Origin of the sequence: Staphylococcus sp. AtHG25 (assembly GCF_003217445.1) — a bacterium.
Classification (GTDB): Bacteria; Bacillota; Bacilli; order Staphylococcales; family Staphylococcaceae; genus Staphylococcus; species Staphylococcus haemolyticus.
This window is the reverse complement of sequence record NZ_QJSN01000005.1, coordinates 39,492-52,630: the sequence shown is the minus strand read 5'-3', so window position 1 is coordinate 52,630 and position 13,139 is coordinate 39,492. Positions and strand designations below refer to the sequence as shown.

15 protein-coding genes are annotated in these 13,139 nt (G+C 32.8%); all 15 read right to left on the bottom strand.

What is annotated here, in order from left to right:
* Positions 1–2 precede the first annotated feature (2 nt).
* On the bottom strand, positions 3–902 hold the full coding sequence (gene era / locus BDW31_RS05550; RefSeq protein ID WP_053024512.1) for a GTPase Era: 900 nt from the start codon (positions 900–902) through the stop codon (positions 3–5).
* Entirely contained in the window at positions 903–1,307 is a 405-nt protein-coding gene (gene cdd / locus BDW31_RS05545) for a cytidine deaminase (RefSeq protein ID WP_053024513.1), read from the bottom strand.
* Between the two features lie 19 nt (positions 1,308–1,326).
* A complete protein-coding gene (locus BDW31_RS05540) occupies positions 1,327–1,662 on the bottom strand; it encodes a diacylglycerol kinase family protein (protein ID WP_053024514.1) in 336 nt (111 codons plus the stop codon).
* A 4-nt stretch (positions 1,663–1,666) separates the two neighbouring features.
* Positions 1,667–2,128: an rRNA maturation RNase YbeY gene (gene ybeY / locus BDW31_RS05535; RefSeq protein WP_037550661.1), complete on the bottom strand. Its 462-nt coding sequence runs from the start codon at positions 2,126–2,128 to the stop codon at positions 1,667–1,669.
* The gene (locus BDW31_RS05530) at positions 2,129–3,076 is read right to left on the bottom strand and encodes a PhoH family protein (protein WP_037550663.1); all 948 of its coding nucleotides are present in this window, start codon (positions 3,074–3,076) and stop codon (positions 2,129–2,131) included.
* A gap of 313 nt (positions 3,077–3,389) precedes the next feature.
* On the bottom strand, positions 3,390–4,079 hold the full coding sequence (locus tag BDW31_RS05525; protein ID WP_053024515.1) for a hypothetical protein: 690 nt from the start codon (positions 4,077–4,079) through the stop codon (positions 3,390–3,392).
* Between the two features lie 18 nt (positions 4,080–4,097).
* Positions 4,098–5,084, bottom strand: coding sequence for a flotillin-like protein FloA (floA, locus tag BDW31_RS05520; protein ID WP_037536620.1), 987 nt, complete (start codon positions 5,082–5,084; stop codon positions 4,098–4,100).
* Between the two features lie 12 nt (positions 5,085–5,096).
* Positions 5,097–5,768: an NfeD family protein gene (locus BDW31_RS05515; RefSeq protein ID WP_370741124.1), complete on the bottom strand. Its 672-nt coding sequence runs from the start codon at positions 5,766–5,768 to the stop codon at positions 5,097–5,099.
* A 196-nt stretch (positions 5,769–5,964) separates the two neighbouring features.
* On the bottom strand, positions 5,965–6,141 hold the full coding sequence (gene rpsU, locus BDW31_RS05510) for a 30S ribosomal protein S21 (protein ID WP_000048060.1): 177 nt from the start codon (positions 6,139–6,141) through the stop codon (positions 5,965–5,967).
* Between the two features lie 129 nt (positions 6,142–6,270).
* The gene (gene mtaB / locus BDW31_RS05505; protein WP_053024516.1) at positions 6,271–7,617 is read right to left on the bottom strand and encodes a tRNA (N(6)-L-threonylcarbamoyladenosine(37)-C(2))-methylthiotransferase MtaB; all 1,347 of its coding nucleotides are present in this window, start codon (positions 7,615–7,617) and stop codon (positions 6,271–6,273) included.
* Positions 7,618–7,622: 5 nt separating this feature from the next.
* Positions 7,623–8,375, bottom strand: a complete 753-nt coding sequence (locus BDW31_RS05500) for a 16S rRNA (uracil(1498)-N(3))-methyltransferase (protein ID WP_037550671.1) — start codon at positions 8,373–8,375, stop codon at positions 7,623–7,625.
* Position 8,376: 1 nt separating this feature from the next.
* Positions 8,377–9,315: a 50S ribosomal protein L11 methyltransferase gene (gene prmA, locus BDW31_RS05495; protein WP_053024517.1), complete on the bottom strand. Its 939-nt coding sequence runs from the start codon at positions 9,313–9,315 to the stop codon at positions 8,377–8,379.
* Positions 9,316–9,319: 4 nt separating this feature from the next.
* Positions 9,320–10,453, bottom strand: a complete 1,134-nt coding sequence (gene dnaJ, locus BDW31_RS05490; protein ID WP_037536631.1) for a molecular chaperone DnaJ — start codon at positions 10,451–10,453, stop codon at positions 9,320–9,322.
* 151 nt (positions 10,454–10,604) lie between these two features.
* Positions 10,605–12,437 (bottom strand): molecular chaperone DnaK, encoded by a 1,833-nt coding sequence (dnaK, locus tag BDW31_RS05485; RefSeq protein ID WP_053024518.1) that lies wholly within the window; start codon positions 12,435–12,437, stop codon positions 10,605–10,607.
* A 50-nt stretch (positions 12,438–12,487) separates the two neighbouring features.
* The gene (grpE, locus tag BDW31_RS05480) at positions 12,488–13,114 is read right to left on the bottom strand and encodes a nucleotide exchange factor GrpE (protein WP_037550678.1); all 627 of its coding nucleotides are present in this window, start codon (positions 13,112–13,114) and stop codon (positions 12,488–12,490) included.
* Positions 13,115–13,139 lie beyond the last annotated feature (25 nt).

The window sequence follows — 13,139 nt, the reverse complement described above, 5'->3', positions numbered from 1 at the left end:
TTTTAATCTTGATCTTCAATATATCCCATTTGACGAATAAAATTAACTTTATTTCGCCAATCTTTTTGAACTTTTACCCATAGTTCTAAATAAACTTTTGAGCCTAGTAACATTTCAATATCATGTCTTGCTCTTTTACCGACTTCTTTTAGTTTCTTGCCACCTTTACCGATAACAATACCTTTTTGTGAATCTCTCTCAACAAAAATAGTAGCTTCAACTCTAACACGCTCGTCATTTTCTTTAATCATTCTATCTACATTTACGCCTATTGCATGCGGAATTTCTTCACTAGTTAAATGTAAAATTTTCTCACGTATGATTTCACTGACAACAAACTGTTCAGGGTGATCTGAGATTTGATCATCTGGATAGTATTTTGGACCTTCAGGTAAATATGTTTTCAACACATCTATAAAATGGTCAACATTTAGTCCTTCTAAAGCTGATAGTGGTACGATTTCAGTAAAATCCATGTATTTTTGATATTGTTCTATTCTTGGCATTAAAGCATCAGGATGAACTAAATCGATTTTATTTAATACTAAGAAAACGGGCGTCTTAACATTCTTTAGCATTTCCATGATATATTCATCGCCACGACCGATTTCTTCATTAACGTTAACCATGAACATGATTGCATCAATTTCAGATAGAGTATTTTTTGCAACACGCATCATATAATCACCTAATTTGTGTTTAGGCTTATGAATACCCGGTGTGTCTAAAAATATGATTTGTGCATCATTTCTAGTCATTACACCTTGGATTTTATTTCGAGTTGTTTGAGCCTTGTCGGACATAATTGCAATTTTATGGCCAATAACTCTATTCATAAATGTAGATTTTCCTACATTCGGTCTTCCTATTATTGATACAAATCCTGACTTATGTTGTGTCATTTATTCTAAATCCTTTCCTGAAAAGCCATGTGGTAATAAATCTCCCACAGTTGACTCAAGTAATTCCCCTTTATGGTTTGTCATATATACCGGCATATCATCATCGCATAATTCTTTAAGTACCTGTCTACAAGTTCCGCAAGGAGAAGACGGTTTTTCAGAATCAACAGTTACTGTTATTGATTCAAAATCTCCAGGTCGATAACCTTCAGAAATTGCGGCCACTAAACTAGAACGTTCAGCACAAATGGTAGCAGGGTAAGCTGCATTTTCAACATTAGCACCATAGAACGTACGGCCGCCTTTGGTCTTTAAATAAGCACCTACTTTAAAGTTGCTGTATGGTACATACGCACGGCTTTGAGCTTCTCTAGCTTCTTGAAAATAATGTGATTGATAAGTCATTTAAACATCCCCTTTATAGTTAGAAAATATGAGGTAAAAATATAACTAATCCAGTTATTAGAGCAAATATTGATACCAACATAACACTAAATGCGGCAATATCTTTAGCCTGTTTAGCAAGTTCGTGATAATCCATTGTAACCAAATCAACTACACATTCAATTGCAGTATTAACTGCTTCTATGGTTAATACTAAAAAGATGGCTAGTAATATAAATAACCACTCTATAGCACTCAATTGATAAATATAACCTAAAATAATTGTTATAAAAGCAACAATGATATGTAGTAAATAATTATGATCTTTTAGAAGAAGCGTTTTTAACCCATCATACGTATGTTTAAAACGTTTAATATGTTTAATCTCTAGTCAATCCATATGCATTTAGTATAGTGTCTTGACGGCCAAACATTTCTTTCTCATCTTCTTCATTCATATGATCATAACCTAATAAATGTAAAAATCCATGAAGCGCTAAAAATCCAAGTTCTCTTTCAAATGAATGCCCGTATGAGTCAGCTTGCTCTTCAGCTACATTAGTGCAGATAATAATATCACCGAGAACTCTAGGCATATCTAGTCCAACAATTTCTGGTTCGTCTTCTTCAAGAGCGAATGAAATAACATCTGTTACTTTATCTTTATCGCGATAAGTTTTATTTATTTCTTGAATTTCATTTTTATCTACGAATGTGACTGAAAGTTCAGCATCCTCGTTAATTTGCTCTTGTTCTTTAGCAAAATTTAGTAAATCTTCAATCTGATGATACCAAGATTCATTTACCAGGTCTGTATGATCATTAAAATCAATTGTAAACATTTAAATGTCTCCTTCATAGCGATCAATTATTTTACTTACTAATGGGTGTCTTACAACATCACTTTGATCTAATTGCATAATATTAATTCCTTTGACACCATGTAATTTTTTGACTGCTTCTTTTAGTCCACTTTTAACACCTTTTGGTAAATCGATTTGAGTTTGATCTCCTGTTACTACCATTTTAGAACCAAACCCAAGTCGTGTTAAGAACATCTTCATTTGAGCATGCGTTGTATTTTGAGCTTCATCTAAAATCACAAACGCATCATCAAGTGTACGACCACGCATATAGGCTAAAGGTGCAATTTCAATAGTACCTCTCTCTATAAATCGAGCTGTTTGTTCTCTTCCTAATACAGTGTTTAATCCGTCATAAAGAGGTCTCAAATAAGGGTCTACTTTTTCTTTTAAATCACCGGGTAAAAATCCAAGAGACTCTCCTGCTTCAACAGCTGGTCTTGTTAATACAATACGTTTTACTGAGCCTTTTCTTAATTGTTTAGCTGCATATACCACTGCTAAAAAAGTTTTGCCAGTACCTGCAGGCCCAATGCCAAAGACTAAGTCATTATTCTTCATTGCATTAACATATAGTCTTTGTCCCATAGTTTTTGCTCTAATAGTTTTTCCATAAGCATCTTTTGTAATTTCTTCATCATATAAATCAATAAGGTGATGTATTGTATCATTTTTAGCCATTTTTATTGCAGCTTCTACATCTTTTAATGTAATTGTGTTACCCATTTCAATTACTTTTAATAAATTTTTAAGAACTAATTCTGACTTTTCTACAGGCTCTATTTTTTGGCCTTTAACTGCTATTTCTTGGCCACGAGCATGTATTTCGACATCAAATGCCTCCTCAATCGCATTAATATGTTCATCATTATTACCAATTAATGCTTGAGAATGGTTAATATCGTCTATTTGAATTATTCCTGGCATACAAGCGCTCCTTTTCACTTAAACAATGTAAAATCTTTTGATTATATTAGTTTCACTTAAGATTCAAAAATTAAACATGATTTGTTAATTTTCAAAAAAGTAAAAACTAAATTGTGTTTAGTAAATTAACTTTCATTTAAATTTTACTAAAGTCTGTTAAAGTATACAAATTTAATTGGCTTTGTGTGCTGATTTATTAAATTATAATATGAGCCTTTTCTTTTTATTTAAATAAAACAACCCGAAAATCATTTAAAAATGAAATTCGGGTTAAATATAATTTTTAATTATAAAATAATAACATTTCTTCAAATTATAATTGTTTAGGTTTATTGAGAATTTCTTGCCATAGAATACCATTTACAACAGGATCATTATCAAACTGAAAACTTTGATGTGTCATATCTTGTTCTATTGCTTTACTATTTAACAATTGTTTTAATCTATAGCGTTTGGTACGTTCAGATAGATTTTTATCATTGATAATAGCTCTTGCTTCATTTTCAATTCTAGAAAGTTGTTTTTCTTTTTCACGGTCGATTTCTGTACGTACGTTATATAAATCGTCTACAAGTTGCTTTTCTAATTCTTTTTGAAGTTTATTCGAGTCTCTATTGCTCTCGCGTGAATTGGCAGATTGACGTGTTTCTCTTTCAACTCTACCACGTTGTCTTGTAGAACGCTCTAATTCCTCTGGTACACTCTCTTTTTCGATTTCTTTTTCAAGTTTTTGATCCTGATAAACACGTTTTGTGTTAGGCTGTTTATCTTTCTTTTGTTTGTTAGATGGTTTATCTTCGTTTGTAAATTCCTTTTCTAACTCACTAAATGCTTCTTCAATTTGCTCAAAAAAACCTTTTTCATGAGTTTCTTTTTTGTCAGAAGTTGACTTTTTTGGCTGAGGGGGTCTTTGATTTTTTCTTTGTTCATGACTCTTATCCCTCATCGCACTAATACCTGTAACAATTATGGATATTATAAAAATTATAATACCAATATTCATCTAATCACCCCTTAAATTTTACTTTGGTGATTCATCTTCATTTTGTTCAGTACGTTTGTTTATCGCATTTCTCATACCAGTGTCAGCCTCTACGTTTTTTAAATTGTAGTAATCTTTGACACCCAAATTGCCTTCACGTAATGCTTCTGCCATCGCAAGTGGAACTTCAGATTCTGCTTCAACCACTTTAGCACGCATTTCTTGAACACGCGCTTTCATTTCTTGTTCAGAAGCTACGGCCATAGCACGACGTTCTTCAGCTTTAGCTTGTGCAATATTCTTATCTGCAAGTGCTTGTTCTGTTTGTAAGTCAGCACCGATATTTTTGCCAATATCTACGTCAGCGATATCAATAGATAAAATTTCGAAGGCTGTACCTGAATCAAGACCTTTACTTAAGACAGTCTTAGAAATGTTATCAGGGTTCTCAAGTACTTGTGTATGATGCTCACTTGAACCAATAGTAGAAACAATACCTTCACCTACACGAGCAATGATTGTTTCTTCTCCGGCACCACCAACTAAACGAGAAATGTTTGCACGTACAGTAATTCTAGCTTTCGCTTTTACTTCTATACCGTTCATTGCAACACCAGTAATAAACGGTGTTGCAATTACTTTAGGGTTTACAGACATTTGAACTGCTTCAAGAACGTCGCGTCCAGCTAAGTCAATAGCTGCACCACGTTCGAATGGTAAGTTAATATCTGCACGTTGAGCAGCAATATTAGCATCGACTACTCTATCTACATTACCCCCCGCTAAGTAATGTGATTCTAATTGATTTGTTGTAAGGTTCAAACCTGCTTTATGTGCTTTAATTAATGGACCAATTACCTTACGTGGTGATACTCGACGTAATCTCATACCTACTAATGTTCCAATACCTACTTTAACTCCAGCAGCAATTGCTGATATCCAAAGTCCTACTGGGACAAATGAGAATAACACTAGTAAAGCAATGACAATGATTACTGCTATAACTATAATGCCTAATCCAAACATTTAACCACTCCTCTATGTATTTTCAATTTCTCTAACAACAACTCTAGATCCTTCTACCTCAAGAATTTTAACTTCTTTATTTCTTAAAATAAAAGCGCCATCTGATACGGCATCTATTCTTTCATTATCAAGCGTTATAATTCCTGCAGGTCTTAAATCTGTCACAGTACGAGCTGTTTGACCAACTAAATGAGAACGATCATCGTGAGATCTATATCCTGCTTCTGAATTAGTAGAATCTTTTAACACAACTTTATCTAAAAATGGAATTTTCCTTTTAAACCATTTCACTAATATCACCCATTCAATAATTGCCAATATTGACGCAATCACAACGTTTAATAGCATCAAGAGAATGTTATCTCCTAACATTATTATGCTAAGTATAATCAGTGATATACCAATAATACCTATGACCGCACCAATGACAAATAATTCAATAATAACGAGTATTGCTCCAACGAAGAATAGCAATACAGAAATCAGATTAACATCACCGTTTATTAAAAAACCGAGAAAGAGAATTAAAAGTGCAAGCATTGCAATAATTCCTGCAAAATTAATACGCTTCGAATACAATTGATATAAAAAGCCTAAAAAAATGATACATGTTAATATAAGTGATATTAATGGACTCGTTACGAACTGGGATAGATTATTAAATAAATTATTAGTGGTTAAAATGGAATTGATAATTGTATGTATTGCATTGAAATAGTTCACAATTTCACCTCGCTCTCAATTCCGATTATACATGAATACACTTAGTTATAATAGTGATAGTAGAATCTTTAACATAAAAAAGCTCTCGACTAGTTTAACTAATCGAGAGCATATATATAATTAATATTCTTGTTGAGGGAGTCAACAGAGTTATTAATTATTTGAATTTACGTTTACGTGCAGCTTCTGATTTCTTTTTACGTTTAACACTTGGTTTTTCGTAAAATTCACGTTTACGTACTTCTTGGATAGTACCACTTTTAGATACTGAGCGTTTAAATCTACGTAATGCATCTTCAAGTGATTCATTTTTACGTACTACTGTTTTAGACATCTGTATTTCCCTCCCTCCAAATATCAACGGAACTTTAAAGTCATTGCATAGTAGGATACAACTATGCTTTACTTAGTATAATATATGAATTTATTATGGTCAATTCCAAATTATTATAAATTTTAAAAATTATAATAATACGCCTTCTTCAGATTGGTTCGTTGCGTGTTCTACAATTCTCACGACTTTACCTGTATTAATAGGATAATCAGCTTTAGCGATTTTTACTTTTACAATTTGACCGATTAAAGAGTCATTGCCTTCAAATTGTACTTTCATATAGTTGTCAGCATACCCCACCAATGTTCCTTCTATCTCGCCAGCTTCTTCAGGAATGACTTCTAAAACTTCATCTTCAAATTTAGAGGCATATTCTTTAGCTAATTGATCACTTAATGTGATTAATTTATGCACACGTTCATTTTTGATAGTTTCATCAATTTGATCATCCATACGTGCAGCAGGTGTACCAATTCTAGCTGAATATGGGAAAACATGTAATTCAGAGAATTTGTGTTTAACAATAAAATCATAAGTTTCTTGAAATTCCTCTTCCGTTTCACCTGGAAATCCAACTATAACATCGCTTGTAACAGCTAAATTTGGTAATGCATCATGTAATTTCATGATTCTTTCTGAAAAATGTTCCATAGTATATTTACGTCTCATTCGTTTTAAGACAGTATCTGAACCTGATTGTAATGGAACATGTAAATGTCTAACAACTTTATTTGAACGTTTTAGAACTTCAATGACCTCATCTGTTAATTGACTGGCTTCAATAGAAGAAATTCTAATTCGTTCAAGTCCATCAATTTCTTCTAAATCACGGAGTAACTGTGCTAAATTATAATCTTTTAAATCTTCACCATAGCCACCGGTATGAATACCAGTTAAAACAATTTCTTTATAACCAGCGTTAACTAATTGAGTAGCTTGTTCAACCACTTTTTCTGGATCACGTGAACGCATTAATCCACGCGCCCATGGTATGATACAAAATGTACAGAAATTATTACACCCTTCTTGGATCTTTAGTGAAGCTCTTGTTCTATCAGTAAAATATGGTACATCTAATTCTTCATATGTACGATTTTTCATGATATTTCCAACACCATTGATTGGTTGACGTTCTTCTCTGAATTGTTGGATATAGTCTAATAGTTTATGTCTATCCTGTGTACCCACCACTACATCTACGCCAGGAATTTCCATGATTTCTGCAGAAGATGTCTGAGCATAACACCCTGTCACACATACCACTGCGTCTGGATTTTGTCGAATTGCTCTTCTAATTATTTGTCTACTTTTTTTATCTCCAGTATTTGTTACTGTACAAGTGTTGATTACGAAGACGTCTGCATTAGTTTCAAAATCAACTCTGTCATAATCAGCGTCTTTAAATAATTGCCAAATTGCTTCAGTTTCATAATGGTTTACTTTGCAACCTAATGTGTGAAACGCAACTGTTGACATAATATTCACCCCATTAATTCATTTTCATAACTGATAGCACTTAAAGCGTAAAGTGGCGCCGTTTCTGCCCGTAAAATTCGAGGTCCTAAACCAACATTGAAACTCGTTTCATTTAATAAAGTGATTTCATTTTCTGAAAAGCCGCCTTCAGGACCAAATATTAATAAAATACGATCGTTAGTTTTAAACTTTTTCAAGGTTTCTTTAAAAAGACTAACTTCACCACGTTTTGCTTCATCTTCGTATGCTAACAAGATATAGTCATAATGATTAATAGTATCATAAATCTCATTTAAATTCGACTTAAAAATTATATTAGGAATAATTAAGCGATAGCTTTGTTCAGCAGCCTCTTTAATAATCTTTTGCCAACGTTCTAATTTTTTTTGAACTTTATTTGAGGTAAGCTTTACTATAGATCTGTCCATTTCTACAGCTATAAAACTATCAGCACCTAATTCAGTAGCTTTTTGAATTAGCCATTCATATTTATCGGCTTTAATTAATCCACTACATATAGTAACTTGTACTGGTAACTCTGAATTGATATCAATCTGCTCTATTAGTTTAATTTCAATTGACTCATTTTCAATAGTAATAATTTCCGATTTAAAAACTATTTTATCTTTAAATGTTATAATAATCTGATTACCAATTGTATTTCTCATCACATTAATAATATGATGTATATCTTCTTTATTTGTTATAAAAAAACGCTGACTTTCATCAGCGTTTTGATTGATAAAGTATCTTTGCAAATTATTCACTCACTTTCTGACCTACAATACATACCCAACCATTGTCATGATTTACTGATTTAATATCAAATCCAACATTTTCCATTTGATTTAATATGTGTTTATGTTTTTCCTCTATAATACCTGATGTTATAAAATAACCATCTTTATTTAGAGTATTATAAGCATCTTCAATCATATCTTCAATAATATGAGCTAAAATATTTGCAATAACAATATCAAATTTTTCAGTTTCATTCTTTAATAAGTTTCCTGGTACAGCTTCAATTGCATCTTCACAATGATTTTTAGCAAAATTTTCTTTAGCAACGTTAACAGCCAATTCATCAATATCCAAAGCTTTAATTCTTTTAACTCCAAGTAAATGACTGGCAATACTTAATATACCAGAACCTGTTCCAACATCAATAACGGAATTGTCAGGATCAACGTAGGTCTCAATTGCATTTAGACACATGCTTGTTGTTGGATGATCTCCAGTTCCAAATGCCATACCTGGATCTAATTCAATACACTTTTCAGAATCATCTTCTTTAGTGTATTGTTCCCAACTTGGCACAATTGTGAATTTTTCCGAGGCTCTAAAGGGGTGAAAATAATTTTTCCACTCGTTCTCCCAATCTACTTCAGCTATAGTTTGCTCAGAAAAATCTAAAACAGTTGAATCAATATTTTCAAGGTTAGTAACAGCTGTCTTAATTTTATTTCTTAAAGAATCATCAAACTTTAATTCGTTGAAATAAGCTTTTAATCGGACACCTTTTTCAGGATAATCTTCTTGTTTCAGTTCATAAATTTCACCGAATTTATCGGCAGGTTGATTAATTAAATCATTAGAATCTTCAATTACAACACCATTTGATCCATAATTTTCTAATATATCAGTAACTAAAGGTTCAACTTCATGGTTTACAACAATCGAAAGTTCTGTCCAGTTCATTCGCTTATTCTCCTTTAAAGAATTTGCGTGCTCTATCTTTAAAATTAGATGGTTGTTCTTCAATCGATTCACCATTTAATTCAGCAAACTCTCTCATTATTTCTTTTTGTCTATCTGTTAGTTTTGTAGGTGTAACTACTTTAATATTAATAAATAAATCACCATGACCATATCCATGAACATTTTTGACACCTTTATCTTTTAATCTGAACTGTTTACCAGTTTGAGTGCCTGAAGGAATTGTCAACATAACATTACCATTAAGTGTTGGAACTTTTATTTCATCCCCAAGAGAAGCTTGAGGGAAACTAACATCTAAATTGTAATAAAGATCGTCTCCATCACGTTCAAATTTATCAGATGGTTTGACCCTAAATACTACATACAAGTCGCCGTGTGGTCCGCCATTTTCTCCTGGTGTTCCTTCGCCAGCAAGTCTAATTTGTTGGTCATTATCTACACCTTCAGGTACAGTTACTTCTAATTTAACTGTTTTATTTTCTGTACCTTTACCATGACATGTTGGGCATGGTTCTTCGAATTCTTGACCAGTTCCATCACATTTTGGACATGTTTGTTGAGTTCTTACACGACCTAAAATTGTATTTTGCTCAACTGACACATGACCTGCCCCATTACAGTAACTACATGTTTTTTTACTTGTACCTGGTTTAGCACCATCGCCATTACAAGTGTGACATGTCACATCTTTACGAATTGAGATTTCTTTTTTAGTTCCAAATACAGCTTCTTCAAATTCTAGTGTCATTGTATATTGTAGATCATCACCTTTTCTAGGTGCATTAGGATCTCTTTGACGTGAGCCACCAAAGAATGAACTGAAGATGTCTTCAAATCCACCTCCGCCAAATCCACTAAAGTCTTGGCCACTAAATCCTTGACCACCAAAACCACCTTGAGGTCCGTCGTGACCAAATTGGTCATAATTTGCTCTTTTATTATCGTCGCTTAGGACTTCGTAAGCTTCTGAAATCTCTTTAAATTTCTCATCTGCACCCTCTTCTTTATTGATATCAGGGTGATATTTTTTTGATAATTTACGATATGCTTTTTTGATTTCATCTTTAGATGCATCTTTACTTACACCTAGGACGTCATAATAGTCTCTTTTAGCCACAATCATCTCTCCTTAACTTAATTATTTACTAGGTTTAAAAGAACGAAGTTATAAAAGAAAAAGTCAAAGCCAATGTTCAATTGACTTTGACTTTTTGGCTTACATTCATAATAGTTTGCTAATTAAAGCATACTTTACAAACGGTTAGCAATTATTTTTTATCTTCATCATTAACTTCTTTAAATTCAGCATCTTCAACATTGCTATCGTTTTGAGTTTGTTGAGTACCTTCTTGGGCTTGTTGCTGAGCTTGTTGAGCTTGTTGATATACTTTTGCAGATAAATCTTGAATTACTTTTTCAAGTTCTTCTTTTTTAGCTTTAATATCTTCGATATCTTGCCCTTCAAGAGCAGATTTTAAAGCATCTTTTTTACTTTCCGCATTAGATTTATCGTCATCACTTATATTGTCGCCAAGGTCAGTAATTGTTTTTTCTACTTGGAATACTAAGCTATCTGCTTCATTTCTTAAATCTACTTCTTCACGACGTTTTTTATCTGCTTCTGCGTTTTCTTCAGCATCTTTAACCATGCGGTCGATTTCTTCATCAGAAAGAGCAGAGCTTGATTGAATAGTAATATTTTGTTCTTTATTAGTACCTAAGTCTTTAGCAGTTACATTAACGATACCATTTTTATCAATATCAAATGTTACTTCGATTTGTGGTACACCACGTGGAGCCGGTGGAATGTCAGTTAATTGGAATCTTCCTAAAGTTTTGTTATCAGATGCCATTGGACGTTCACCTTGCAATACATGAATATCCACTGCTGGTTGGTTGTCAGCTGCAGTTGAATAAACTTGAGATTTTGAAGTTGGGATTGTAGTATTACGTTCGATCAACGTATTCATACGTCCACCCATAATTTCAATACCTAATGATAATGGTGTTACGTCTAATAATACAACATCTTTAACATCACCAGTGATAACGCCACCTTGAATTGCAGCACCCATTGCTACTACTTCGTCTGGGTTTACACCTTTATGAGGATCTTTACCAATTTCTTTTTTAACAGCTTCTTGAACTGCTGGGATACGTGTTGAACCACCTACAAGAATAACTTCGTCAATTTCAGAAGTTGATAAACCAGCGTCTTTTAATGCTTGACGAGTTGGTTCCATAGTTCTTCTAATTAATGAATCAGCTAATTCTTCAAATTTAGAACGAGTAAGGCTAATTTCTAAGTGTAATGGACCACTTTCACCAGCTGAAATAAATGGTAATGAAATTTGAGTTTGTGAAACGCCAGATAAGTCTTTTTTAGCTTTTTCTGCAGCGTCTTTTAAACGTTGTAACGCCATTTTATCTTGAGATAAATCTACGCCATTTTCTTTTTTGAATTCTGACACTAAGTAGTCAATAATTACTTGGTCAAAGTCATCACCACCAAGTTTGTTGTCACCTGCAGTTGATAGTACTTCGAATACACCGTCACCTAATTCAAGAATTGATACGTCAAAAGTACCGCCACCTAAGTCGAATACTAATACTTTTTGATCTTGATCAGTTTTATCTAAACCGTATGCTAATGCAGCTGCAGTAGGTTCGTTGATAATACGTTCAACTTCTAAACCAGCAATTTTACCAGCATCTTTTGTAGCTTGACGTTCAGCATCATTGAAATATGCAGGAACTGTGATAACAGCTTTATCTACTTTGTCACCTAAATAACTTTCAGCAGTGTTTTTAAGGTTTTGTAATACCATAGCTGAAATTTCTTGAGGTGTATAAGATTTACCTTCAATATCTACTTTATAGTCAGTACCCATATGACGTTTTATTGATTGTATAGTGTTTGGGTTAGTGATAGCTTGTCGTTTTGCTACTTCACCGACTTGTGTTTCACCATTTTTGAATGCCACAACTGATGGAGTTGTTCTAGCACCTTCTGGGTTTTGAATTACTTTAGGTTCATCGCCTTCTAAAACAGCTACACATGAATTTGTTGTTCCTAAGTCAATACCGATTACTTTACTCATAATAAAATTCCTCCAATTTTAATATTTAATATATGGTATTTTTCGTCAATTTATTGATTTACTTTTACCATAGATGGTCTCAATACTCTATCTTTTAACTTATAACCTTTTTGTAGTTCTTGAGTAATATCACCAGATTTGAAATCTGGATTATCATCTTGAACGACAGCCTGGTGGAAGTTAGGGTCAAAAGCTTGACCTTCAGATTCGATTTCTTCAAGACCATTATCTTTTAATGCTCTAAGTAAACTTTCGTGTACCATTTGAACACCTTTTTGAAGTGATTTAAACGATTCATCATCACCTTCAATTTGAAGTGCGCGTTCAATATTATCTATCGTTGGTAAAATGTCAGTTAGAACACGCTGAGATTGATAAGTTTTATTAGTTTCATTTTCTTTCTGAATTCGTCTTTTATAATTTTCGAATTCAGCGTATAATCTTAAATATTTCTCTTCATTTTCATTAGCTTTTAATTGTAATTGCTGAATTTCTTCATCTTTAGGATCAACTGCAGTTTCTTCAGAACTTACTTCATTCGAACTGTCGTTAGATGAATTATCACTATCAGAAGTACTACCTTCAAAACTATCAACTGTTGAAGTTTCTTCATTCTTAACTTCTTGTTCTTCAGTATATTCAGAATTACTTTTTACTGATTCATCTTTTTCTGTCATTTTTTACCCTCCAATATAATTACAA